19 protein-coding genes are annotated in these 25,221 nt (G+C 43.1%); 13 read left to right on the forward strand and 6 right to left on the reverse strand.

Features of this window, described 5'->3' with window-relative positions; genetic code table 11:
• Window positions 1–43: 43 nt before the first annotated feature.
• Entirely contained in the window at window positions 44–1,342 is a 1,299-nt protein-coding gene (locus tag F1737_RS11320; protein ID WP_317136683.1) for a uracil-xanthine permease family protein, read from the reverse strand.
• A gap of 110 nt (window positions 1,343–1,452) precedes the next feature.
• Window positions 1,453–2,178 (reverse strand): HdeD family acid-resistance protein, encoded by a 726-nt coding sequence (locus tag F1737_RS11325; protein WP_317136684.1) that lies wholly within the window; start codon window positions 2,176–2,178, stop codon window positions 1,453–1,455.
• A 190-nt stretch (window positions 2,179–2,368) separates the two neighbouring features.
• On the opposite strand from F1737_RS11325, the gene F1737_RS11330 reads away from it, so the two are divergent.
• The 7 genes from F1737_RS11330 to F1737_RS11360 all read left to right on the forward strand — a co-directional run bounded on the left by F1737_RS11330 (window position 2,369) and on the right by F1737_RS11360 (window position 11,325).
• Window positions 2,369–4,177, forward strand: a complete 1,809-nt coding sequence (locus F1737_RS11330; protein WP_317136685.1) for an AAA family ATPase — start codon at window positions 2,369–2,371, stop codon at window positions 4,175–4,177.
• Window positions 4,170–5,162, forward strand: a complete 993-nt coding sequence (locus F1737_RS11335; protein WP_317136686.1) for a DUF4435 domain-containing protein — start codon at window positions 4,170–4,172, stop codon at window positions 5,160–5,162. The genes F1737_RS11330 and F1737_RS11335 overlap by 8 nt, the downstream gene beginning before the upstream one ends.
• Before the next feature lie 57 nt (window positions 5,163–5,219).
• Window positions 5,220–5,678: a GNAT family N-acetyltransferase gene (locus F1737_RS11340; RefSeq protein WP_317136687.1), complete on the forward strand. Its 459-nt coding sequence runs from the start codon at window positions 5,220–5,222 to the stop codon at window positions 5,676–5,678.
• An 85-nt stretch (window positions 5,679–5,763) separates the two neighbouring features.
• Complete coding sequence (locus tag F1737_RS11345; protein WP_317136688.1) at window positions 5,764–6,588, forward strand: nitroreductase family protein; 825 nt, start codon at window positions 5,764–5,766, stop codon at window positions 6,586–6,588.
• A gap of 534 nt (window positions 6,589–7,122) precedes the next feature.
• Window positions 7,123–9,300 carry an adenosylcobalamin-dependent ribonucleoside-diphosphate reductase gene (locus tag F1737_RS11350; protein WP_317136689.1) on the forward strand — a complete coding sequence of 726 codons (2,178 nt, stop codon included), beginning with the start codon at window positions 7,123–7,125 and terminating at the stop codon, window positions 9,298–9,300.
• 119 nt (window positions 9,301–9,419) lie between these two features.
• The gene (locus F1737_RS11355) at window positions 9,420–9,923 is read left to right on the forward strand and encodes a MarR family winged helix-turn-helix transcriptional regulator (RefSeq protein WP_317136690.1); all 504 of its coding nucleotides are present in this window, start codon (window positions 9,420–9,422) and stop codon (window positions 9,921–9,923) included.
• Window positions 9,892–11,325 carry an MATE family efflux transporter gene (locus tag F1737_RS11360; protein WP_317136691.1) on the forward strand — a complete coding sequence of 478 codons (1,434 nt, stop codon included), beginning with the start codon at window positions 9,892–9,894 and terminating at the stop codon, window positions 11,323–11,325. The genes F1737_RS11355 and F1737_RS11360 overlap by 32 nt, the downstream gene beginning before the upstream one ends.
• Window positions 11,326–11,394: 69 nt before the next feature.
• On the opposite strand, the gene F1737_RS11365 is transcribed toward F1737_RS11360, so the two are convergent.
• Window positions 11,395–12,498: a DMT family transporter gene (locus F1737_RS11365; RefSeq protein WP_317136692.1), complete on the reverse strand. Its 1,104-nt coding sequence runs from the start codon at window positions 12,496–12,498 to the stop codon at window positions 11,395–11,397.
• A gap of 185 nt (window positions 12,499–12,683) precedes the next feature.
• Here F1737_RS11365 and F1737_RS11370 point away from each other — a divergent pair, with 185 nt between their 5' ends.
• On the forward strand, window positions 12,684–13,076 hold the full coding sequence (locus tag F1737_RS11370; protein WP_317136693.1) for a DNA polymerase ligase N-terminal domain-containing protein: 393 nt from the start codon (window positions 12,684–12,686) through the stop codon (window positions 13,074–13,076).
• A gap of 56 nt (window positions 13,077–13,132) precedes the next feature.
• On the forward strand, window positions 13,133–14,347 hold the full coding sequence (locus tag F1737_RS11375) for a tRNA (N(6)-L-threonylcarbamoyladenosine(37)-C(2))-methylthiotransferase (protein WP_317136694.1): 1,215 nt from the start codon (window positions 13,133–13,135) through the stop codon (window positions 14,345–14,347).
• Window positions 14,348–14,386: 39 nt separating this feature from the next.
• Here F1737_RS11375 and F1737_RS11380 read toward each other — a convergent pair whose 3' ends face one another.
• Complete coding sequence (locus F1737_RS11380) at window positions 14,387–16,621, reverse strand: efflux RND transporter permease subunit (RefSeq protein ID WP_317136695.1); 2,235 nt, start codon at window positions 16,619–16,621, stop codon at window positions 14,387–14,389.
• Window positions 16,622–16,914: 293 nt separating this feature from the next.
• Between F1737_RS11380 and F1737_RS11385 the strand changes: the two genes are divergently transcribed.
• The 3 genes from F1737_RS11385 (at window position 16,915) to F1737_RS11395 (ending at window position 20,165) form a co-directional block, all read left to right on the forward strand.
• Window positions 16,915–18,195, forward strand: coding sequence for a COG1361 S-layer family protein (locus F1737_RS11385; RefSeq protein WP_317136696.1), 1,281 nt, complete (start codon window positions 16,915–16,917; stop codon window positions 18,193–18,195).
• Between the two features lie 66 nt (window positions 18,196–18,261).
• Window positions 18,262–19,566: a COG1361 S-layer family protein gene (locus F1737_RS11390; RefSeq protein ID WP_317136697.1), complete on the forward strand. Its 1,305-nt coding sequence runs from the start codon at window positions 18,262–18,264 to the stop codon at window positions 19,564–19,566.
• A 56-nt stretch (window positions 19,567–19,622) separates the two neighbouring features.
• A complete protein-coding gene (locus F1737_RS11395; protein WP_317136698.1) occupies window positions 19,623–20,165 on the forward strand; it encodes a hypothetical protein in 543 nt (180 codons plus the stop codon).
• Window positions 20,166–20,247: 82 nt separating this feature from the next.
• On the opposite strand, the gene F1737_RS11400 is transcribed toward F1737_RS11395, so the two are convergent.
• Window positions 20,248–20,769 (reverse strand): chemotaxis protein CheW, encoded by a 522-nt coding sequence (locus F1737_RS11400; RefSeq protein WP_317136699.1) that lies wholly within the window; start codon window positions 20,767–20,769, stop codon window positions 20,248–20,250.
• 12 nt (window positions 20,770–20,781) lie between these two features.
• Window positions 20,782–22,734, reverse strand: a complete 1,953-nt coding sequence (locus F1737_RS11405; protein WP_317136700.1) for a methyl-accepting chemotaxis protein — start codon at window positions 22,732–22,734, stop codon at window positions 20,782–20,784.
• 192 nt (window positions 22,735–22,926) lie between these two features.
• Here F1737_RS11405 and F1737_RS11410 point away from each other — a divergent pair, with 192 nt between their 5' ends.
• Entirely contained in the window at window positions 22,927–25,182 is a 2,256-nt protein-coding gene (locus F1737_RS11410) for a PAS domain-containing protein (protein ID WP_317136701.1), read from the forward strand.
• The last annotated feature ends 39 nt before the right edge of the window (window positions 25,183–25,221 follow it).

Below are 25,221 nucleotides of genomic sequence, written 5' to 3' on the forward strand. Positions count from 1 at the left end.
TTTTTTTATTTTGGGATAATGCCTGCAATGGCATTATCAATAATTAATTTTTATCTCCTTTTTTGCTGTATATCAGATGTTCCATAAGAATAACTGCAATAACACCGATTACAAAACCGTTTGATATTACAGGCTGAAGTATTCCTGGGAAAGAAGCCGTTATTTCATGTGGTATTGTCGATGTGATTGCACCGAGTATTACCGGAAGACCTACAATAATCCCTGAATCAAAGTCAAAAACCGGTTTATTTTCACTTTTGAAAAATACATGCATTGAAGCTGAAAACATGGCAGCCATAACATAAATCAAAAGACACCCGATGACAGGAGTGGGTATCTGGGCCATCAGTGAAGTTATTTGCGGGACAAGTCCGGCGACTACAAGAAATCCGGCAGCTGGAATTAGTGTCCATTTTGAAGCACATTTGCTGTCTAAAATAATACCGGCACTTGTTGAATAATTAACCCCCCCGATCACTCCTGAAATACCTGAAATAATGTTTACAACACCGGTTGCAACGACCCCTCTCCTGAACCGTCCCTCCATATTTGTATCGCCGAGAACTTCACCGATTCCTTTTATAGACCCTATATCGTTAATCAGCAGAGCGAAGTAGCATATTATAAAGGATATCAAAACACCGGGCTCAATAACGATTGCTTTTGTAAAACCTGTCAGAATACCCGTATCAGGCAGTCCTGAGACAAGAGTGAACTCAAATGGAAAAATGAGTGCATATATTATTGTTCCAAAAACAATCACCCAGAGGAGCAAAGTTGTCTGGAAAAAACCCTTTAAAAATCTGTTTGCAGCAAATATGCTCATTATCAGAATCAATGAAAAAATAAAGGATTCAAGAGGCCCTGCACCAGTACCGGAATTCACACCTGTTAACAGGTCCGTTATGGTCGGTATCATTGTAAATACCACAAGAAGCAAAACGACAGTGACTACCCTTTCTGTAAAAAGTCTGCTTATGTGGATTAAAAGACCGGTTGAACCGGCAATTACACCCAGAATTCCGCCAATAAGGATTGAGGAATATATGGCATCGGTTGAAAAAGCCTGGGAAGAAAGAATACCAATTAAAAGAACAGTAGCAGGCCCGAAAATTACCGGAAGCCTGTGTCCGGCAATGACCTGAAGAACAACTGCAAAGGCTGTTACCAAAAGAAGCTTCTGAATATAATATACCTCCTCAGAAGGAGTTGAGTAGTGAAGTGTGGAGACAACGACACCAAGAATAATCACATATGATATCAACACTGCTGCCCATTGCATTCCTGATGACAGAGAGTATCCAAGAGGAGGCTTTTCTTCCGGTCCGTATATAAAGTCCATGCTTTTCCGGCTTAGAGTTTCAACCCTGAATTATATTAGGGTGACTAAAAAGTATTATTTCCGGTTTCGGATTTAAATTTGAAAAAAAAATTTTAGGTTTATGAAATTCTTTAGTTCTCTTTTGTATCTTTTTCTTCGGTTTCTTTTGTATCGGGCTCTGAAGATTCTTCATTTGCCTCTGCTTTGGGCGCACTCTCTTTTGTGGATTCCTCTTCTGCCACTATCTCTTCAGGTATCAGATTCATTCTCTCAGCAATCTCTTCTGAGGTTTTCCCTCTTAGAGAAATACCGGTTGCAACAAGGAATATTCCCCATACCATACTGAAAATGGAGAAAACCTGAATTATAATAATTGTACCGACGAGGGGGTACATCATAACATAAATTCCAAGAAGTACTGAGATAATTCCGGCAAAAATCAGCAGAATCTTATATCCTGTACCTGCCTTTCCGGAAAATGCCATTACAAGATTTGAAAATCCGTTCATAAATGCCCATATGGCTATCAGGTACGTAACAAGAAGCCATGTGGAAAGAAGGCTTGTAACAATGAAAAATCCTATTATTATTCCCAAAATTCCAAGAATTATAAGAGCTGCCGATGCACCTGCCCCTTCCCTGCTGGTAATTCCCTGGATAATGTTAATGATACTGTAAATTATTACCGCAATTCCAATGAGATATCCGGAAAATGCTACAAAATACGGCGTAAATGCATATGCAACAGCACCAATAAGGACTGCAAATAGTCCCAGAAGGACGAAAGTCCACCAGTCAGGAGTAAAATTTTTTTGAATATCAATAATTCCCTGTTCTTTATTTTCTTCAGTCATCATTGTTCACCAAATATATGTTGCTTATTCATAATACAATGTATATATCGGTTTTCACAATTAATAAGTCCTTATTTTATAAGTCCTCATTTTATAAATGGTCAAAATACGGTATCTTAGGCAGGATCATTCATACCGGGGAGGTTTCAGGTTCGCTACATTAATTGGGGATAAGGTCGCAAAAATATCATAAATGGCGCTAAAGACCCTGCTGATCACACCTTCGGGAGATGAGAAGTTATGGGATAATGACAAGACCCTTGACAAAAACCGGTATATTAAGGCAAAGGATGCCTTTTGCGGACGCTTTGCCGGAAGAAGCCGTGAATATTCCGAGAGATTCTATAAAGGGGACTGGGTAATTTTATCGCCCCGTTATGGGTTTGTCCTCCCAGATGAAGAGATTCAGGATTACAGTGCGAAAACATTTGCAGAATCCGGCATTGAGTACGACACAATTCAAATAAATGCTGAATCTGACGCTCTTTTGAATTATGAAAGAGTAATTTTTCTCGGAAGCAGAAATCTTCACAGCGAGTACATTGATATCGTTTCAAAGGTTTTTTCAGACAAATGGGTTGAATATCCCCTGCTGGAATCAGAAAACAATGAGGCGATGCTTGGCCGTCTTATCGATTCACTCACCAGAAATTCACCACTAAGATGCAACCGCACAAAAATTCAGGATATCGAAATACGCGGTCTTTTCTCAAAATATGATCACAAAATACCATTTGAAACCGAAGAAAACCTCTCAATAATAACGGCCCCGAACGGTTATGGAAAAACCACCATTCTTCGTCTTATAAGAGCGGTTTTTTCCGGAAACCTCCGTGAAATAAAGGATATTCCTTTTAATAGCGTCAAAATTACTTTTGATCTCTGTAACTGTGAAGGAACATGCAGTAAAAGAACCCTTGAGGTGGTAAAAAACGCCGGGAAGACGATTGGATCCAAACTTCCCACAGGGGATTTCTGGTCGCTCATCTTCAGAACGGTTAAAGGGAATGGTGAGGTTCTTGAATATACAGTCAATCCTGACAACTTTGATGAGGATGAAACATCATGGGAGCTTTCAAGAATAATTCCTCCTGTTCCGGTAAAGTTTGTCTCTGCACAAAGGCTCTGGCAGAATGCGGACTCTGAGAACAGACAGGGTGATCTTCTGGCAGGGCACGGCGGCGGTGTCAGGCGAACGTACGAACTTACAATTTTAAACTATTCCGAAGACATCAGGCAGAGGATTCAGGCGATGCTTGCCGACTACGCCGCAAGCACACAGCAGCTTGACTCAACATATCCGTACAGGTATATGGATCTCTGCTATGAACTGGAATCCGGTATTTTGCCGTCTGCGGGTTCAGTCACGACCAGGCTCTCTTCTCTTCGGCTTGAGCAGAAAAAACTAAAAGATCTCGGATTTCTCTCGTACTATCCGCAGGATGCCGAAACAGGAAATATTTGTGAAGAGGATATATCAGGCGAAATCGGGGTGCTGGCCGCACTCATCCTTTATCTTGACGATGCAGAGAAGAAGTATCTCATATTCGATGATCTGAAAAAGAAGATCGATCTTCTGCTTCAGATAATTAATTCCCTGTTTTTGACCCTTTCTTTTGAGATAAGGGCAGAAAAGGGATTTTATTTCCTGGCAAGCCCGCATGGGGCATCTTTTACGGATTTTGGGGAAGAGTTCCGGAAGGGTTATTCCTATCAGCCTGACAGTGAGCCTGTCTCTCCTGAAAGGCTCTCTTCCGGTGAACAGAATCAGCTTGTTATGTATTATGATCTGATCTTCTTTACAGATCCGGGCACTCTTGTACTGATTGACGAGCCTGAGATATCACTACATATTGTCTGGCAGAGGCAGTACCTTGACTTTATCAGGAGGATTACAAATCTCACCGGCTCAAATTTCATAATTGCGACTCACTCCCCCCAGCTAATCCACAACAACTGGGATCTGACAACCGATCTCTCCGGAGGGGAGATTGATGGCTAAGGGAAGGCCCCGGTTTGGGAAATGCGGGAAAAGCTACAATCTGGAAGAAATCTGGGCCGATCCTGAAGAAATCGGGGGGGCAATCCGTAAAATTGAGAAAAATTACCCCGCTCTGAATAAGAAGCTCTTCATCATCACCGAAGGTCCTTATGACTATGAGTTTTACTCGCGTTTTTTCAATCCCAGGCTGTGCGAGATAAGGATTGCAAACTCAAAGAAGAATGTCATATCCATCATTGGTGAGATGTGCAAAAGCCCCGGCGGGAAAGCGTCTGAATCCGTTATAGGTATAATTGACAGGGACTTTTCAGCTTTGGTTGACGAGGATATCCCTGATTTTGAAAATCTCTTCATGACAGATACACATGATATTGAGACGATGATCCTCTCAGAAGATCTTGTGGAAAGTGTTGTCAGGCATTATGAGAGGTTTAGTGCAGGCGGGGCTTTTCAGAGAAAATATCTCTCGGGTATTAGAAACAGGTCTCTTTTTGAGTCATTGATAAACTGTTCGCTGCCGCTAGGGCTTTCGCTTTTAATTAATGAGAAGTACGGGCTCAACATGTCTTTTAAGCACATAAGCTGCAAGAAGAGGAACAGATTTCTCGACTTCATTGACCCCCAGACGCTTTCATGCGATGAGGAGGCTGTATATTCCTATGTTATTGAAAAAAATCCTGAAAAGTCAGAGCTATTCAGGGATGCACTTTTAAAGGAAAAAATGAATTCCGGTTACTCTGATGTTCCGATGCAGATATGCCGTGGCCACGATCTGATGTGTGTTCTTCTGCTTGAGTTAAATACCCACTATCCCGGGATGAACAATGAGAGGATTCGTTCAAGGGATCTGGAGAGGGCTTTTAGAAATATGTATGATGCAGATAGATTTTTCAGAACAAATCTATGTTCGTCAATAAAAAAGTGGGCCGGAGATAAGCATCCTGAAATTTTCCCTGCCCTTTTTACTTTAAACAGAAATTTATAGGGTCTTATTTAAGGAAAGGCAGATAACCGTTGTGTAATTTTTTAATGGAGTAAGATTATGGATACAACAATCAGGGAATACTGTGACGGGGATTTTGATTCTGTTCACAATATTCGTATGGAAGTCGTGAAAGAACCATATTCGCAGGCTGTTTTTTTAAGGCAGAGTCATGAGGTATCGCCCGATCTTTTTTTGGTTGCCGAGTGTGAAAGCAGGATTCTGGGGTTTATAATCGGTGCATGCGTCCTTAATAACAGCAAAAAAGGGTGGATATTATCTTTTGCAGTTGAAGGAGGATGCAGGAGGACGGGTGTCGGGAGAAAACTGTTAAGGGGAATTTTGTCGAAATTTGATTCTCTTGGTGCAAATGAGGTATATCTGACGGTGAGCCCTGAAAACAGACCTGCAATGAATCTCTACGAGAGTGAGGGGTTTAGAAAAACTGATTTTGTTCCGGATTATTTCGGGCCTGGTGAAGACAGGAATATGATGAGGCTCGTATTTTCCCGGTTATAATCCCTATGATCGATATCATTTTTTCAGAGCTTCCCTGTGCCAATCAATTTATGTTGTAAAACCCTGTATTTTTATCTGGGTTTATATGGGTGTTATTGAGATTGATCCCGGAATGTGTACAAACTGCAAGATATGCTCTAAGATATGCCCGGTCGGTATAATTCTTCCCGGAAGTGATAGTGAAATTCCGTTTCTTCCGGCCGCACTTGAGGATAGCTGTGCAAAGTGCGGGCACTGTTCTTCCGTGTGTCCTGTTGGTGCAATAACCCCGCTTTATGAAAACCATCCGCCAATAAACAATGTTGCGTATGAGAAGAGAATTGATCCGGGTGTTCTTGCAAACTATATGCAGAGCAGAAGATCTGTCCGGAACTTCCTGTGTAAACCGGTTGAAAAGGAAAAAATCAGTGCAATTCTGGAGATTGCAAGGTTTGCACCCTCAGGCATGAATGCACAGCCTGTCAGGTGGCTTGTCGTAAACGATCCTCTAAAGGTTCGTAACCTTTCAGCCCTCACAATTGAATGGATGCTGGAGATAAAGGAGGAGGACGGGCATCATCCGCTGAAAAACGCGATTCCGGGTTTTCTCTCTTCATGGGATAACGGAGGGGATCCTGTGTGCAGAAATGCACCCTGCCTTGTCATTGCGTACACCTATTCATATTATAATATGGGATTTGCAGACAGCATCATTTCCCTCTCACATATTGATATTGCGGCACCGGCTTTCGGGCTCGGAACGTGCTGGGCGGGAATTTTGCAGATTGCAATGTCATCCTATCAGCCTTTGAAAGAGGAACTTAAAATTCCTGAAAAATTTATGGCCCAGTATTCGATGATGCTTGGATACCCTGAGTATGAATTCCAAAAAATTCCGGGGAGGGAGAAGGCGGATATTCTATGGAGATGATCCCCTTTGGTTTAACAATTGGGCCTATACGATGGGCCTATTTTTTGATTTTTTTTGAATCTCTCTGATAAGATCAAAAAAGGAGGGGGATTTCAAGATAATATTTTTCCAAACTCTTTGCATCATGGCGCATTGGTTTGCTGCTTATTGATGTCTCTTGAATATCAGACTCCACATTGCTCTGCAATTTATAAAATCCTTAACTTAAAATGACCATTACTTCATCGTTTTATACCAACAGGTACAAACATAAAGACCCGAATCTGCAGACAATATTATTGTGTAATTTAATTATTCAAAAGTAATAATCTGTATAAATCTGCCCTAAAAGGCAGCAGGAACAGCGTAAAGGGAAGTTTAATTTTATATCTGTTAGTATGAAAAACGCCTGGTGATTTTTCATTAAAAAAGTGCCTGAAAAATTATTTTCATGCACCTTTTTTTCAGAATTTGGCTTCTTTAGAGTATGGACTGGTGCGTTTACCGCATCCATGGTTATTAATATAGGCAATCTTATTCAATGGTGATAATAATATGACGGATTCTGTTGTTGACAGCATATTAAAAGCCCGGTATCTTCGTGAGGGCGAAAAGGATTATGATGATATATGCAGGCGTGTGGCAGAAGCGCTTGGTGAAAACGAAGACGAAATCCGGGATTATTATAGCGAAATGCTCTCTTTAAGATTTCTTCCGAATTCTCCCACTTTAATGAACGCAGGAACGGAACTCGGACAGCTCTCCGCCTGCTTTACTCTCTATGTCGGAGACTCGATAAGTGAGATATTTGACGCAGTATCGTGGGGAGCACAGATCCACAAAACCGGCGGTGGAACCGGGTACAATTTCTCAAACATCAGACCCGAAGGATCACCGGTATGCTCAACAGATGGTGTCGCATCAGGTCCCGTTTCATTCATGAAAGTCTTCAATGCCGCAACAGAGGTCATAAAGCAGGGCGGCAGGAGAAGAGGCGCCAACATGGGTATATTAAATGTCTGGCACCCCGACATCCTGAATTTCATAGAATCCAAAAAGAACGAAGGTGACATTGCAAATTTCAACATATCAGTCATGGTCAATGACGAGTTTATGGAACTTGTTGAAGCAGGTGAATTTGACAAGGTATGGATTCATCATCCAAACACCGGTGAGGACATAACAGTCGGAGCCGTATGGGAAGGAATAATCAACGGTATCTGGAGAAACGGAGAGCCGGGCGTTCTGTTTTACGATGAAATAAACCGGAAAAACATGACCCCGAACCTCGGATCGATTGACACAACAAATCCGTGCGGTGAACAGCCGCTTTTGCACTTTGAGTCCTGCGTTCTCGGCTCGCTTAACCTTTCAAAATTTATATACAAGGATGTTTTAGACAGAAAAGCGCTTGAGAGAAGCACAAGAATAGCAGTCAGGTTCCTTGACTCTGTAATTGAAAAAAATGTGTTTCCTATACCACAGATTAGGATTGCAACAAGAAGAACAAGGAAGATTGGTCTTGGTCTGATGGGAGTCCATGACGCTCTTTTAATGCTCAAACTTGCCTATGACTCCCCTGAAGGCAGGGATTTCTGTGAAGAGACGATGGCGTTTGTAAATGAAATTTCCGCAGATGAATCGCACAGGCTTGCAGCCGAAAAGGGTGCGTTTCCGGCCTTCAAAGGCAGTGTCTGGGGAGATTATGAGGTTCGAAATGCCGCAATGACAACGATTGCGCCGACAGGCACCATATCCCTTCTTGCAGGATGTTCAAGCGGAATCGAGCCGGTGTTCTCGTATGCATATACCAGAAAGGACACTGTTCAGAAGACTTTCGAGATGATTCATCCGCTCTTTGAATCAGAACTTGAAAAGACCCTTTCAGGTATTGGAAAGAGCCCTTCAGAAGTAAAGGATCTTAAAAGAAAAGCAATTAATCACGTTCACGAAACAGGAACGATACAGGATCTTTTGTGGCTGCCGGAGAGCTTCAGGAGAATATTCAAGACCGCTCTTGATATCGACTGGCGTTCACATGTGCTGATGCAGGCAGCTTTCCAGAGAAATGTTCATGCATCCATATCAAAGACAATAAATATGCCTGAATCAGCCACAAAAAAGGACATTGCTGACGTCCTCCTCCTCTCATGGCATGAAAAGATCAAGGGGCTGACAATATACAGGACCGGAAGCCGCCAGAGTGTTGTCCTTGAGCTTTCAAAGAGGGAAGAGGAAAAGCCGGCTGAGATATCCACCCCAAGACCAAAGGAACTCTCAGGTAAGACCTACCTCTGCCAGTCGGGATGCTGCCGTCTCTATGTAACGGTAAACCTCCGTGACGGGAAACCCTGGGAAGTGTTCATAAGAACGGTCGGAATAGGCGGCTGCGAGGCAAACTCAAACGCACTTGGCCGATCCATATCAACCGGTCTTCAAAACGGCGTTCCTTACCAGAAATTTGTCAGGCAGTTTGCAAAGGTAAACTGTGTGTCAGCAATAAGAAACCCGGGCTCGGAAGGGCTTTCATGTGCTGATGTAGTTGGCAAGTGCATAGATCTTGCGGCATCAAAAAAGCAGATAACAACACTGGACAACTGGGATATTACAGAGGTTTCAGCCACTTCTAAACCTTCGAAAAATCTCTGCCCCGAGTGCGGCGAGGAGCTTGACTTCGGTGAGGGCTGCAACCAGGGAATCTGCAAAAACTGCGGATGGAGCGGCTGCTCCTGATTAAAAAAGCAGTTTAATAAATTTTTTCAGACATTTTTTTCAGACAAAAGGTGTATCAGACCTAAATCTTAAGTAGAGGCAATTGTTGTCAGAGCAACAGTTGTCACGACAACTATATCATGTCCTGTCTTCAGACATTAATAGTGGAAAAAGAGATACCCTTTCCGGCGCTTGTGTCGATTATACACAGGACCCATCATATAATGCTCAATTCTGTGATGAAGAGTTTCGGCCTCTCAGCCGGTCAGTTTTTAATCATGGTTCATCTTTCAAAAGAGCAGGGCATAACCCAGGATTCACTTGCACGCCACTTTCACATTGACAAAGCCTCTATTGCAAGGCATGTGAAAAAGCTGGAGGATTCAGGGTATATAAAAAGGATCACTGATCCTGAAAACCGCAGGGCCTTTTCTCTCTATTTAACCCAAAAAGGCGAGGATATCGTCCCGTCCCTTATCGGCGCTGATAAAAAAATCGAAGAAGCCGCATGTCTTGGTCTCTCCAAAGAGGAGACAGACAGCCTTTACTCAATGCTTTTGCGCATCGCAAAAAACAGCCTGAACATTGTCACTGATTCCGGGGAAGAATATTATGCAGAAAAATGGATCAAAAAATTTGAGTGAAAAAACGGAGGGTTCCGACATATTAAGAACAAAAGGGGTTGACATCATGACGGGTGATCCGAAAACTGCCATACGCAAGCTTTCATTGCCGATGTTTATTGCAATGGTTCTGTTTTCTGTTTACAACCTGGTCGATGCGATATGGGTTGCAGGACTTGGTAACGACGCACTTGCGGCTGTCGGGTTTATAACGCCCCTTTTCATGATCCTGATTGGGTTTGGAAACGGTCTCGGAGCCGGTGCAACATCTGCAATTGCAAGGAAAATAGGGGCTAAGGATAAAGCAGGTGCTGACAGTTCTGCTGTTCACTCGCTTATTTTGTGTCTGATAGTTTCTGTTTTGATTACAGGCCCTCTTGTCCTCCTTGCAGAACCTCTTGCCCTTCTGCTCGGAGCAGGGGATATTGCACCTATGGCGGCCGAGTACGGCGTATATATATTTGCGGGAACGATCTTCGTACTTTTTACAAACATATCCTATGCAGTCCTCAGAGCAGAAGGCGACATGAAAAGGGCGATGTATGCAATGATGCTCTCTTCAGTCCTGAACATGATCCTTGATCCGATATTCATCTACACTCTCGGGATGGGGGTTGCCGGTGCGGCGATTGCAACCGTTGTCTCGGTTGCGGCGGTATCGCTTGTAATTGCATACTGGTTCTTCATCAAAAAGGACACTTATGTCAGTATTTCATTCAAAGACTTCAGGTTTGAGAAGAATATATTAAAGGATATTTTGGGTGTCGGAATACCGGCAAGTGCAGAATTCTTCCTGATGGCCATTTTGTCGATGATACTCAACATAATACTCGTAATTGTCTCCGGAACCGATGCCGTTGCGGTTTATACAACAGGCTGGAGGGTTGTGATGTTTGGAATAATGTCAAATGTTGCCATTGCAACTTCGTCGGTCACAGTCGGCGGTGCTGCGTTTGGAAGCCGCAATTATGAGAATCTGAAGGTTGTTCACAGGTATTCCGTATTTCTGGGAATTGTTATGGCCGCAGTTACAAGTATCATTGTATATGTTTTTGCACCTTTTATTGCGGCAGTCTTTACATATTCTGAGGCGGCTGCACACCTTGCACCTTCGATTGTGGCATTTTTAAAAGTCATGTGCCTGTTTTTCCTGTTTGTCCCCCCGGGAATAATGTCAGTCTCGGTATTTCAGGCGGTTGGAAAAGGTTCAGTATCCTTTGTGCTAAATCTGCTCAGGAATCTTGTATTCATAGCCCTTATATCGTATATCCTTGCTATTGTCCTCGGCTTTGGTGAGGAGGGTGTTTGGTGGGGAATTGTCCTTGGTGATATTCTCGGCGGAATTGTCGGTTATGCATTTGCCGATGTGTACATCAGAGCCTTAATAAGAAACAAAAAACGTGCCGATGAAATTTCAGTATGAAATTTACGGCTTTATTATTTTATTTTGAAATTTAGTTTACCTGAATATCATTTTGTTTTTTGCACAGGTTCATGCCTTATCGTGCCTGTGCCTGTGGTGGATATCAGGTCTGTGCGGGTGAGTGTGTGAGAGATCAGAATGCGTGTGCGGGTGCGAATGGTATCCGTGTTTGTCAGCATCCGGGTCTGCCGGGAAATGTCCGTGGTCGTGGTGCAGGTCGTCATGGCAGTGCCGGTGTTCATGTGTTTCTGCCGGATGTGTATGCAGGTGTGAGTGCTTCTCTGTTGCAAGAAGGTAGAGTCCGCCTGCCATTAAGGGAAGGGCGATGAAGAACATCCCGCTTGTTATATCCCTGAATATCATAAAGGAAATTACGACACCGAATATCGGACTCATTCCGAATATTGAGCTTGCCCTTGCCGCACCAAGACCTCTTAGTCCCAGGAAGTAGAGCATCATCATAAGCCCCCCGAATGACATGAAGCCGATAAACAATGCGGGAAGAACTATTTCAAAGGGCGGAAATTCGTTTTCAAAAATCCTTGATATCAGGAATATCACTATCCCCGCCCCCCAGCCTTTTGCAAGAACTATCAGGAGGGGATCTTTTGATGAAATTTTTCTGCCGAGATTGCAGTCAATTCCCCAGCATATGCATGTAAGTATTACTCCGGCAGCGCCGAGTGAGAGGCCGAACTCACTTCCCGGAGAGTAGGTCAGGCCAAGGCATGCAAGGGTGATAAGCCCGAGTGCCGCCCAGACTCTTCTTCCGACAGGTTCGTGAAATATTGTCGCCGCAATCGTTGTTGATGCAACGGCCTCAAAGCAGAGCAGCATTGATGCCGTAACGGCTGGTGTGTACTGAAGACTCACCATCAGAATTATCGTGGAAAGTATGGAGCCGAAAAAAACCGATCCCATAAGCCAGGGAACATCAGATTTTGTAAGCGGTGCCTCTACTCCGTTTCTCTCAGTTCCGTTTAATTTTTTCAAAAATACCCTTGATATAATGAAGCAGACCGATAGCCCGATCGCACTTCCCGAATATAGGATGGCTGCAAGTGTGAGGGGGGAGATGCTTTCGAGGAGAACTTTGGCAAGGGGTGCACCGGCGGCAAAAAGTGCGGCTGCACAGAGTACGTATAGTACGGGAAAGAGGCTTTTTTTGATCATCAGAGTGGCTTAAATGTGTGATTTTGTCCGGCATATATGTTTTTGAAAGGCCTCTTGGAAACGGCCGTAATGAAGAGTATTTGTTTATTAAAATAATCCATGCCTGTTATCCTGAAAGCTCACAAGCCCTTTGATTTTGGCCCCTGAAAGCTGTTATAAATTATCCGCGGTATAAAGAATTTCAAATGGCAGAAGATGAGTCCCCTGAAAAATTAAGATTCGTAGTTCATGATCACCACTCAAAAAACCACCACTATGATCTCCGACTTGAAAAAGACGGTATTCTAAAGTGCTGGGCTGTCCCGAAAGGAGTACCGGAAATACCTGGTGAGAAGCATCTTTCAATAGATTCCGGTGACCATGAACTCTCCGCCCTTACATTCTCCGGAATAATCCCCGCAGGTGAATACGGTGCCGGGGAGATTCTGATAGATGATTCCGGAACTTATGAATCACTCTCGTGGGACGAGAAAAAGATCGAGTTTTTCCTCCATGGTGAAAAATACCGCGGGAAATATGTTCTTGTCAGGTTTAAGCGTGCAGGTGAGGGTAACTGGCTTCTTATGAAGGCAAAGTGAACATTTCCCATAACTCACCTTTTTTTGCCGGTTGAAAACAACTATTAAGAACAAACATGGACACCCTCAAAAACAAAAAAGTACATTTTGAAACATACGGCTGTACATTCAATTTTGCAGACACTGAAAAACTAAAGGAGATTGCGACTGCAAACGGCTGTGAAATAGTAACGGCAGAGGAAGCTGATGCGGTTTGTATAAACTCCTGCACTGTCGTTGCACAGACACAAAGGGCGATGCTTCGCGCCGTAAACGACTATCAGGGAAAGGAGGTTTACATAACCGGATGCATGCCGGTTGTTCAGGCGGATGAATTAAGGGATGCACGACCCGACATTCACATAATACTCCCTGAGGACATCTACCTTCATACCGAAAGGGTTGGTGCAATAACGGATGAAGGCGTCGGAGTTGTCCAGATTGGAACCGGGTGCCTTGGAGGCTGTGCCTACTGTATAACAAGGCTTGCAAGGGGAAGACTCCGGAGCTTTTCAGAGAAGAGCATAATAAATGAGACAAAAAGACTTGTTTCTGAGGGTGCATCCGAAATCCAGCTTACAGGGCAGGATGTAAGTGCATATGGACGTGATAAGGGAACAGATCTTTCCAGACTGCTTCATTTAATGAATGAGATCGAGGGCGATTTTGCAGTACGTGTCGGGATGATGAACCCTGCAACCGTTCTTCCGATACTAAAAAGGCTTGTTCCGGCCTTTTCGCTTGAAAAAGTGTTCTCGTTTGTCCACCTGCCTGTGCAGTCGGGATCGGATCATGTGCTGTCAACCATGAACCGTGGCTATAAGGGCTCTGATTTTGTAAAGATCGTTGATACATTCAGGACTGAGATCCCTGATGTGAGGATATCAACCGACTTTATTGTCGGATACCCGACCGAGACCGATAAGGAGTTTGAAGAGACCCTTGACATCTTAAATATAACAAAGCCCACCAAGGTCAACATCACAAGATTTTCTGTGCGTGAAGGGACAGCTGCTGCAGAATACAAAGACTTTCCCGACTGGGTGAAAAAGGAAAGATCAAGGGAGATGACGATTGCCGCCAACAAAATCTATGATGAAAACAATGAAAAGATGATTGGCAGGGTCATCCCCGTAGCAGTTACAGAGGAGAAAAAGGCCGGCAGCGTAATTGCAAGGGACAAGTCATACAACAATATTGTGATAAAAGAGTCGCTTCCAATCGGAATGAAGCTTGATGTAAAAATTGTATCTCACAACAGACACTATCTGATAGGTGAAAAAACCGGCTGAAATGCTGAATTTCTAAAAAATAAATATATTTTCTTTTTTTCAGACCGTATGTTCTCTTTTCGAAATTTTGTCCTCTGCGGATGCTATCAGTGTTAAAACGGCGGGCATTATAACGACAGCACCAATCAGTGAAAATACCACTGCGATAACGGTTGAGAGTCCGAAACTTGATACAATCGGAAATGCCGAGAGCATGAGGGCTGAAAAACCGCTTGCTGTGACAAGGCCGGAAACTGTGACCGCTGATCCAATCTTCTTAACCGAGGTTTTTATCGCATCTGTACGGCTATTAGCCGTCTCTTTTTCTTCAATGTACCGCTCCATTACAAGAATCGTGTACTCTGATGCAACACCTATTGTCATTGAGCCGAGGCATGCACTGATAGGATTGTAGTGAAGACCTATCAGGATCATTGCAACTGCATTCCACCCGACAATGTATATGATCGGGACAATCGGGGTGATAGCCTCGATTTTTCTGTATGCAAGGGCGAGGAAGAGGAAAATCAGGATATATCCGATATTTGTCATCTTCTCCTTTGAAGCCGCAATCTGGTCCATCAGGTTTGTGTATAAATCAAAGTCACCTGTCGGATAGATTGAGATCTGTGCAGGCGGCTCGGACCATTCAAAGTCTTTAACCGCCTGTTTTTTAAGTTCGTTCTGTTCATCGATTGTAAGTATCTTCGTTGAGAACGAGATGACCGCCTCGTTATCGCCTCTTATGTATTCCTCTTTTTTGTCATCCGGTATCATTGAGAGAATCCGGTTAAGGCTTCCCTGGTCATCGGGGATCTCTCCGCCGTTATACTGCTTAATAAGAGTGGCAATGCTTGAAACCCCTGTTATCTCATCGTAGTTTTCAAGCTCGGTTGTGCCGTATGAATCAATCCACTTTACAACTTCAGGTGTCTGAAGACTGTCCCCTCTTATGTACATCGGAAACGGAGTTACCGAGCCGCTTACGTCCTGAACCTTGTCAAGTGCTATCTGTGCCGGAAGTCCTGCCGGCGCCATTGATTTTGTATCAGTATCTATAGGGATTGAAGGGTCGGCTGATATTCCTATAAATGCAAAGACTGCGGCTATTATCAGGATTGGAACCGCGAAGCGTGAGACTTTTCCAACCATTCCCTCAAGCAGCATATTGTATTTGTTCATTAAGATGACGGATTTAGCCTGTTCGGTGTCTTTGGGTTTGTAGTCCAGAATTATTGCAAGGGCCGGGAATCCGAACAGTGATGTCAGGTAACAGCATGAAACGCCGATTATTGAGACTATGGCAAAGGTCTCGATCATCGGGACGGGGGATATGAACATTGCGATAAAACCCATCATCGTTGCCAGCATTGCAAGAAGAACGGCCGGGCCTGTGTTTGAGAGGGTCCTTTCGTTTGCCTTCTCAATTGAGAGGCCCTCTCTTCTTTCCTCGTCAAATCTTGCCTGAAACTGGACGGCGTAATCGATTCCGAGACCTAAGAGAATAGGAAATGATGCAATCGCACCGTTGTTTATTTTAACTCCCAGAATGCTCAGTAAGGCAAATGTGTACATAAGGCCGAAGAGCAGAAGAACAATCGGCAGGTACCAGTGCCTCATGTTTGAGAAAAGGATAAAGAGGACAATGAGCATCAGAATAAAAGCGCCGGCGATCAGTATGACTCCCGACATAACCATCTCTGACTGAAGTTCAACACTGTAGGGTGTGCTGCCGGTAATCTCAATTGACACTCCCGGAGGAAGATTTGCCTCTGCAACGAGGGTTTTTAGGTTTGGAAGAATCGAAGATGATGTATCTGTTGATATTCCCTGTTTAATTTTAACGTATGCAAGACCTGTCTGGCTGTCGGGAACAAATTTGTTTTTAACGTCATTGGGGAGCTTTGAGAGGAGTATGTCGGTTTGTTTCTGGTTTTCAGGAAGCATTCCGTCATTTATCATCATCAGGCCGTCTGCCGCCGAAATTGTTTCAGTTACATATTCGAGCCGTTTTATCTCTTCCTCAAGGACTAAAAGATCCTGCAGTAATGTATAATCAGTCGGGTTTGCAGTCTGTATAAGCAGGATGAAGGTGTCTGATACAAACTGTTCACTATACTGGTCGTATCTGAGACCTTCGGGTGTTGATTTGTCCAGATACTGATCGGACGAGGACTGAAACTGAATCTGCGGAAGAGTCAATAGTGCTGCTGCAAATAAAACAAGCATTGCAGCGAGAACAATTTTGTGATGCCTGAAAATAAAGCAGGCTGTATGTGCATATATTGTGTTCATACTGACAGTGATGGGACACACCTCTGTTTTATCCGTAAATTTTTGAAATAACCGGATGAGACTCTGATGAAATTCGGATTTGGTATTCCGGAATATAGACCTGAATAATTATATGTGCAAAATACCGGATAAATTGATTGGCATTTTTACATTAAACATCAGTTATTTAATGGATTTGAGAGAACAATATTTAGTATCGATTAAAAGAGCCGTTCTTTGACCGACAGTAACACCGATACGATAAGGGACAAAATGTGCCCTTTTTCATTAATTGTCTTACATGGAGAAATAACATGAGAAAAATAATAACACTGACGGCATTAGTGCTTGTTTTTTTGTCTGCGGCTGTCACGCCCTGCCTTGCGGGTGATAAATATTATACTGACGGACCCGTGATCACCGTTTCCGTATCCGGAAGCAATGAACTTTTGGCCGGTGCGGATTCCAGACTGAACCTTCTTGTTCAGAACAAGGGCCTCATTGACATGAAACTTGTGCAGAACCGGTACATGACACCTGATTATCTTCCAAACAGTGCAAAATCGGTTGTTGTGACACTGAAGCCCGGTGATTCCCCGGCTGTTGTCAAATCAGACCCGCAGGTTATCGGGGATCTTTCATCAGGACTGACAAAAACCGGAACTTTCGATGTTTATATCCCTGAAGGCGCAAAATCCGGACGTTATTCAATGACTGCTGTTGTTGAGTATGAATATATGGAAAACTCCGAACAGGTCGGGACTGATGCAATATCATATTATTTTAAAACTGTCAGAAGGGAATACCCTGTAAGCATTGTCATCAGGCCGTCTGTTGTTCTGGAGATATCAGATGTGGTGTCGGATTCCCTTAATGCAGGAGGAGAAGGCTACATTGAGATGACAATCAAAAACACCGGAACGGATGATGGCAGAAATACTGCCATATATATCAGTCCTACCGGATACAGCCCGATAACTCCTATTGAGGACAGCATATATGCGGGGGATTTCAAAAAAGGGGATGTAATAACCCCGAGGTTTAAGGTTTCAGTGTCAAAGGATGCCGATCCACAACAGGAATACCCACTTAGGGTCTTTGCAGTTTACAAGGACTACGAGGGTAAGAGCGCAAAGTCAGCACCGGTGACTGTCGGTGTCTCTTTTGGCGGCAGGATAAAGTTTGAAGCGGTAAGCGGGGCGGCAGTTGCTTATCCGGGCAGGGAAAACCTGATTCATGTAACATACAAAAACACAGGGGATGCAACCGCATATCAGGCTCTTGGAAGAATAAGTGTCATTGATCCTTTCTCAAGCGGTGACAGCAATGTTTACCTTGGCGACATGTTGCCCGGAGAGACAAAGGAGGCTGTTTACAAGATCAGTGCTGATTCCGGTGCAACCATCAAGGAATATTCACTCGAGTCCGAGATAAGATACAATGACATTGAAGGCAACAATTATGTTTCAGATACTGTCAAGGTCATAATTTCCGTGCAGCCGGACAGTGCAGGATATCTGTATATTGGAATACCTGTTATTGCCGTAATCCTCGGAGCAGGGTTTTTTGTGTACAGAAGGAAAAACAGCGCCTGATTCCCGTTAAAAAAGATTCCCTGAAAAATTATTTCAGCAATCTTTTTTGAAAGTTGAGGAAAAAAAATGAATGAATTATTCAGACGGTATTTTGGTCTGCTTCTTGTCGTGCTTTTGATCTCAGGCATTTTTACATCGCCTGCAGCAGCTGCCGGCAAGCAGTTTACCGGAAGTGAGCCAAAGCTATATGCAACACTTTCAGGGCAAAATGAGTTTGATCCGGGAACTGATGCGGTTTTGGAAATTGTCCTGGAAAACCAGGGGACTGACAACGAGGCACTTGTTGGTTCTTTATATGCTCCCTATCAGATAAATCCGACAACAGCGCTTAAAACGACTGTGAATCTTTTAAGCGGTGATGTTCCTGCAACAGTTAAGACAGCTTCCTATATGCTCGGAGATCTGCCTGCCGGATATAGTGCTCCTGCAAGGTTTTATGTTCACATTGATGAGAACGCTCCTGCCGGGGATTATGAACTAAATCTCAGGACTGAATACAGCTACACTTTTGCAGAGACAATGATAGAGCCGGGCCGCCGGGACTATATCTACAGGGACAAAACGGTTGATTTGAATATCCCTGTCAGGATAAAGGGGGTTGTAAAGCCTGAGGTGATCTCGGTTGAGACGCGAAATATGTATCCCGGGCATACCGGCGATATTATTCTTAAGATCAGAAATGCAGGATATGGCGTTGGTTTAAAGTCTTCCGCTGTTCTGAGCGGAGTTTCCGGTCACATAAAGCCTGTCGGCGGAAGTGTCTGTATCGGTGATTTCAATCCCGGGGATGTTTCAACTCTCAGCTTCAAGGTTTATGTGGACGATTCAATAGACAGCGGCGTCTACCCTGAAGAGTTCAGAATTGTCTACACTGATGAGTTCGGTGCTGAAAAAGAGTCAGTTTCTGAGAAGATTGGTGTTTCTGTCGGAAAGGGTGCAAAATTTAGAATAGTTTCGGGCAAAAGTCTGATGAGGCCCGGTGAAACCGTTACAGTTCAGGTTGAGTTTAAAAACACCGGAGATTCGACGGCTTACGGTGCAAAGGCAAGGATTATCCCGGTGAAGCCTTTTTCGGCAGCTACTGACAGTGCACTCCTTGGGGATGTAAAGCCGGGGGAAACCGCCTCTGCAATGTTCACACTCAGCCTTGCTTCTGACGCACTGCAAATCCCTTACGGGCTTGATACGGGAATAAAGTTCCGTGATGAATATGACAATCTGGTCCTTTCTGATCAGATGATGCTTGAAATAGATGGTGTTTCCGGAAACGAGATTGTTTCCCTTGTAACCAACCCTGTTTCAATTGCGGTGATTTTCGGAATAATTGCCTGTGCAGGCTATTATGTTTTCACCCGGAGAAAAGTTCCCTGAAATAAATAATTTTTAATTGGTTTCTTTTTTTAGGTTTGAGAGACAATTATTTCTCAATGGACATTATTGAAGAGGGTTTTTTAGAGATTGTGCGGCAGATTGATGAGCTAAAATCAAAGGAAGAGTCCGCATCCTCCAGAATTTTAGAGGGAAAGGATGTTCTGCTTGAAAGAATGGGAAAGCTTTCCGTTCCTGTTGCAAAATCAGCCGGAATAAATTTACTTGTCCGTGCGAAAATTGACTCCATGGGGGGTCTTTACGACAAGGTTTACACGGAAGAGAAGATGCTTGTTCTTGGCAAAACCGAGCCTTTGCCTTACAGGCCGGATGATGCATCAAAACCTGTCACAAACCAGTTCTGTGTTCTCTCGGAAGACGGAATGTTTTACGAGTTCATGTACTCGGCAGATGAGCACATAACTGACTCATATAAGCAGGAATTAACCGCAGACGAGGCTGTATCCATTTACGGTCTTGACATTATGTATATGCTTTACAAGGCTCTCGAGCAGTATCTGACTGAAGAAAAAGAGCTTGTAATGGCGCTTGAAAGAACCATTGCCTTTGTCTTTGAAGATATAGGTATGAAAGAGCAATAAATCCCTACCCGGGGACTTTTTTTTAAAAACAAAGACAGAAAAAAAATGTTATTCGTGATTTGGTTTGCCCTGTAGGAATTTTTCAGCAGTTTGCATCTGAAGCCGCTTTTGCGTTTTCATAAATTTCTTTATTATCCGGTATGATGCAGTTTCGTATTATTTTTTCAAGGTCTATCCAGATTATGATTTTATTTGTTCCTTTTGGGCCGGCTTGTGAGATACTTTCCTGTTTTATAATTCCTTTAACAAAGGCCTCTCCTGATATGGCATTGTCCATCTTTTCGATGTCATCTTCGGATACCCGGATTACGCTGTGAACATCGTCAACTATTATTCCTGTTTTTGAGCCGCCTGCGGCCTCGGGCATCAGGACAATAATCTTCTGATTTATTATCTCATCTTTCTCTGAAAGGCCCATTATTTTTCTGAGATTGAGGATGTTTGTGATCTCTCCACGGAGATTAATTATGCCTTCTATAAACGGGGGTGTGCAGGGAATGGGTGTGATTGGGAGGATTTCTATAATCTCCCTTGTCAGCTGTATATCAAGTGCATACAGGGTGCCGCTGATCTCAAATTCAACGACGTCAGTTATTTCTGTCATGGGCTTTTCACTTCACTCGATTTTAAAAACTTTCATATCTTCTTCGAGCTGTAATGCCATTTCATTGACTTCATGCATTGCACTTGCAATCTCTTCCGAGGATGCGCTTGATTCTTCGGCAAGTGCGGCAAGCTCTTCGATTCTGCCCTGTGTGTCATGGGTGAGGTCTGCACCTTCTTTTGCATCCTGAGCAACATTTGTTGCAATCTGGGCCTGGTCCTCAATTGCCTTTGTTATCTCCTCAACTGCGTTTGTGGCGGCGGTTGCCTCCTTTACAATCTGGTTGAGTGCATCTATTGTCCTGTTTACGCCGGCCACGCCTTCATTGAGCTCGGAGTTTGCAGTTTTTATGCCGTTTGTTGTCTTTTCACTGCTCATCCTCACTTTCTCAATCACTTTTTCAATGTGATCAGTTGCACTTCTTGCCTCTGCGGCAAGATTTTTGACCTCTCCTGCAACGACTGCAAATCCCCTTCCGTGTTCTCCTGCACGGGCGGCTTCAATTGCAGCGTTTAATGCCAGGAGATTAATCTGGTTTGCGATGTCTGTGATCATCTTTACAATATTAGTGATCTCATGCATCTCCTGGTTTAATTGTTCGATCTCGGACACACTGTTGTGGGTGATCTCGACAACTGACTCCATCTGGCTGTGAGTCTGTTCTCCTATTTTCTGTGCCTCAATACCTGTTTTTGTAGCTTCCCTGACTGCTCCTAAAACCTCTTCGGAACTGCCTGCAATTTCCTCATTACCTGCCGACATATCAGCCATCTGTCTTGAAACATCCTCTATTTTGTCCATCAGTTTTTTGCTGATTTCTGCGGTCTTCTGGCTTGTAAGTGCAACCTGTTCAACAGCCTTTGTGACCTCGTCTGATCCCTTGCTTGCATCCTCCATTGCCATGTCGATTTTTGAAACGGCTTTTTTTACGTTTAAAACCGAGTTTTTAAGCTGATCCCCAAGGTTGTCAAGTGCATCCCTGAAGATGACGAGTTTTCCGCTGACTTTTACTTTAGTGTCAAATCTGGCATTATAGTTGCAGTCTGCAAACTCTGATGTAACCCTTATAGCCTCTTTCATAGGTGTTACAAGGACGTCCATTGTCTCATTCACTCCCTGTATCACCTCTTTATATGCTCCGGAGTGGGCCGAGTCATCGGCACGGTAGTTGATCTCTCCCGAGGTTGCATTCTCAACAAGTGTGCCTATCTCGTTTATGACTTCAATCAGATTTTTGCGGATACCGTTGATTGTTTCTGTCATAATAATCTGTTTTCCGGCGAGTTCTCTCATCTCTTGTGAAAAGTCACCTTTGGAATACAGGTCAAGTATTTCAAAAGCCTCAAAAACCGGATTGCTTATTTCATCAATAGTATCGTTAATACCCTGTGCAATTTTTGAATAAACCCCACTCAGCTTTTCAGGATGGCATCTTGCCTCTATGTCCCCTTCTTTGTGTCTTTTTGCCAGGCCTGAAAGGTCACTTTCAAGAATGTTTATCTCCTCAATTAGCAAATTGAGGTCATTTTTGATAGTATTGAAATAGCCCTTCCTTTCGTGTGTGATTTTTTGAGGGATTTCTCCTCTGCCTATCTTTTCTATGAATGTGGCAGTTGAGGTTAAGGGTTCTGCGACATCTTCAAAGGTATCGTTGAAGCTTTTTAGAATGTCTGTCCAAATGCCCTTTAACTCGGACATGTCTGCACGAATGTCAAAATTGCCTTCATCTGCAGCTTTTTTCATCTGTTTTGCTGAATCGTGCACAAGAGCAATAGTGTCCGAGCAGTTTTCGATATTTTTGACAATCTCCCAATTGTTATTGTGAAATTCCTGCGAGAGTGACCTGGGGTTTTCTCCCGCTGCAATTGCCTTTATAAAATCATTTGCAAGTTTCAGCTGAATTCTCAGCTCTTCGTTGTTATCCTGCGTATTATCGTTAAATTTATTGTCACTTTTTGATTTCACTTGGAATCACTTCCTGATTGTCACTGTAATGTCGAATATTTTTCCAACCTTTTTCAAGAAATGTTTCTGAAAACGGCTGGTAAGGGATCGTTGTGGTATAATAGGATATGAACATTTCATGGAGGGAGTCAAAATCCGTATTATAAGATGCATATATGCGACGTATAATGTATTTTTAAAATCAACTTCATAATGCAAATGGTTGTAAATTACGAGGATATTTTTAGGATAAGGGATATTCTGCTCGAAAATCAGGGCGGTCTCTGTATCAGGGAGGTCTCTGAACTTTTGGAGATGAACAGGGATTCTGTCGCAAAAAACCTGAAAATTTTACAGCTTAAAGGGGATGTGGACGTAAAAAAAGCCGGGACTTCCAGCATTTATTCGAAAACCTCAAGAGTGCCTGAATCCGTTGTGTCAGTATTTTTTAAGGATCCTTATATTATGATCAACAGATGGATGAGAATCTGTCGTGCAAATGAGGAATGGAATAAATTTTTTGGAAATCAGGGCGGGTATCCTGAGGGAAAAAAGATATCTGAAGTTTCTTTTTTGGATGATGTTGCTCTAAACACGTCATGCAGGGATGCACTTGGCGGTAAAATGAGCTCTAAATACATTCATAAAATGATTAACGGCAGGGAATATTATCTTCTGATCAGTTTTTTTCCGCTGGTTTTTGACGACGGGATGCCCGGTGTCTGCATTCTTTTAAGTGATGAGTCCAGTAGAAAGGAAAAAGCGGTTGAGAGCAGTTTTGCTGAGAAGAGGATGGATGACATTCTCGAAAATATTCCCGATTATGTCTGTCGTTTTATGCCCGACGGGACGGTTACATATGCAAACGAAGCATACTGCCGCATGATAGGTAAGGAAAAGAATGAAATTCTGGGTCATAAATACCTGCCCGTTTCATCAGATGGCGATCTCCTTTACATGGTAGATTCATTCGGGGATCAAAATCTGATAAAGCCTTTTGAATTCAGATCAATTTCTCCTGAGGGTCGGTCGGCATGGCATTTGTGGAAGATATCGGGTTTGTTTGATGAAAAAGAAAATCTGGTCGCCTATCAGGGTCTTGGTTGTGATATTACATGGTACAAAATAAGGGAAGATGAGTTTTTACAGTACTATGAGAATCTGAAATCCCTTGCCAGCAGGCGTACTGATGATCTGGATCAGCTGAACAAAAAGTATGCCGGAGCGGTTTTGGAGGGGCTGGGTGTCAAAGAAAGGCTGACACTTGCTGTTGAGGCCTCGGGTCTTGGTTTCTGGGACTGGAATATTAATGAGGATACCATTACTCTTAGTAAAAGGGCTGCTGAAATCCTTGGTTTTCATGGGGAAAATGTTGAGGTAAATTCAGATCTTGTTTTTGACATGATTAACGAAGGCGACAGGGCAAGGATGAGTTCTGTCCTGAATGACTGCCTTGAGGGAAGGACTGATTTCTGGAGCGGTTCTTTTAAAGTCATGAAAAGGAACGCTGATATCCTATGGATATACGGGTTTGGAAAAATCAGTTCCGTGGATGAAAATAAAAAGGCGATTAATATTTCCGGATTTTTTGGTGATATAACCGAGGAAAAAATGAATTCCGATGAGATAAAACTCCAGAGGGATTTAATTCATGAACTGTCGGGAGCAGATGATCCTGAATATGTGATCTCTTCTTTTCTTTACAGGATACTTGATTTCACACATGCTGATGGCGGGATGTTTTATCTTGCCGATGAGAAAACAAATGATTTATTCTTAAAAGCCCAGAGAGGTTTTTCATCTGAATATGTCTCTAAATACAGGCATCTTAAAAGTGATACGGGGCGTTGGGAAATGGTTTTTAAAAAAGGTTTTTCTTCAGAGGTATTTACTTTCGGGGGGCTTTTACTCTCGTCAGATGAGATGAAGGAGGGAATAAAATCCGTTGCTGTTATACCTGTCTCTTTCTGCAACGAACCGTTTGGATTCATGGTTTTATTCTCGAAGGTTTTTGATGAATTCCCTGGTGCAGTCTGCAGATCTGCGGAAAACCTGGCCTCCTGTGCTGCAAATTCAATAAAAAGAGTATTGGCGGAAAAGACACTCGTGGATGCGAATAAGAAGATGGCCGCTGTTCTTGATTTATTTCCCGGAGCTATATTTATAATCTCGGATGGGATGGAAATTATTGATGTGAATGATTCCGCTTTGGAGAAACTTCGGTGTGAATATGGAATGGTAACAGGAAAAAAATGTTATCAGCTATTTTGGAAGCGTAATGAACGCTGTCCGGAATGCTGTCTTGATTCTGTTTTTGATAAAGGGGAGGATGTTTCAGTCAAAAAAGCGTTTTGCATGAACGGGCAGCACTTTGATATTGAAATGACTGCAAAACCGATTTTATCTGAAACCGGTGAGGTTCAGGCTGTATGTTATATCCCGGATTTAAAGAATCTCCCTGATTATTAAAGAATTTTAAAATAAAAACAACCGGTAAATATTTTTGAA

Source organism: Methanoplanus sp. FWC-SCC4, from assembly GCF_032878975.1.
Classification (GTDB): domain Archaea; phylum Halobacteriota; class Methanomicrobia; order Methanomicrobiales; family Methanomicrobiaceae; genus Methanochimaera; species Methanochimaera problematica.

Coding starts and splice junctions, on each gene's coding strand:
- F1737_RS11395 (WP_317136698.1), top strand. CDS start 19,623: ATGGACATTATTGAAGAGGGTTTTTTAGAGATTGTGCGGCAGATTGAT.
- F1737_RS11375 (WP_317136694.1), top strand. CDS start 13,133: ATGGACACCCTCAAAAACAAAAAAGTACATTTTGAAACATACGGCTGT.
- F1737_RS11360 (WP_317136691.1), top strand. CDS start 9,892: ATGCAGAAAAATGGATCAAAAAATTTGAGTGAAAAAACGGAGGGTTCC.
- F1737_RS11370 (WP_317136693.1), top strand. CDS start 12,684: ATGGCAGAAGATGAGTCCCCTGAAAAATTAAGATTCGTAGTTCATGAT.
- F1737_RS11400 (WP_317136699.1), bottom strand. CDS start 20,769: ATGACAGAAATAACTGACGTCGTTGAATTTGAGATCAGCGGCACCCTG.
- F1737_RS11320 (WP_317136683.1), bottom strand. CDS start 1,342: ATGGACTTTATATACGGACCGGAAGAAAAGCCTCCTCTTGGATACTCT.
- F1737_RS11345 (WP_317136688.1), top strand. CDS start 5,764: ATGGGTGTTATTGAGATTGATCCCGGAATGTGTACAAACTGCAAGATA.
- F1737_RS11355 (WP_317136690.1), top strand. CDS start 9,420: ATGTCCTGTCTTCAGACATTAATAGTGGAAAAAGAGATACCCTTTCCG.
- F1737_RS11385 (WP_317136696.1), top strand. CDS start 16,915: ATGAGAAAAATAATAACACTGACGGCATTAGTGCTTGTTTTTTTGTCT.
- F1737_RS11380 (WP_317136695.1), bottom strand. CDS start 16,621: ATGAACACAATATATGCACATACAGCCTGCTTTATTTTCAGGCATCAC.
- F1737_RS11365 (WP_317136692.1), bottom strand. CDS start 12,498: ATGATCAAAAAAAGCCTCTTTCCCGTACTATACGTACTCTGTGCAGCC.
- F1737_RS11335 (WP_317136686.1), top strand. CDS start 4,170: ATGGCTAAGGGAAGGCCCCGGTTTGGGAAATGCGGGAAAAGCTACAAT.
- F1737_RS11325 (WP_317136684.1), bottom strand. CDS start 2,178: ATGATGACTGAAGAAAATAAAGAACAGGGAATTATTGATATTCAAAAA.
- F1737_RS11410 (WP_317136701.1), top strand. CDS start 22,927: ATGCAAATGGTTGTAAATTACGAGGATATTTTTAGGATAAGGGATATT.
- F1737_RS11340 (WP_317136687.1), top strand. CDS start 5,220: ATGGATACAACAATCAGGGAATACTGTGACGGGGATTTTGATTCTGTT.
- F1737_RS11390 (WP_317136697.1), top strand. CDS start 18,262: ATGAATGAATTATTCAGACGGTATTTTGGTCTGCTTCTTGTCGTGCTT.
- F1737_RS11350 (WP_317136689.1), top strand. CDS start 7,123: ATGACGGATTCTGTTGTTGACAGCATATTAAAAGCCCGGTATCTTCGT.
- F1737_RS11330 (WP_317136685.1), top strand. CDS start 2,369: ATGGCGCTAAAGACCCTGCTGATCACACCTTCGGGAGATGAGAAGTTA.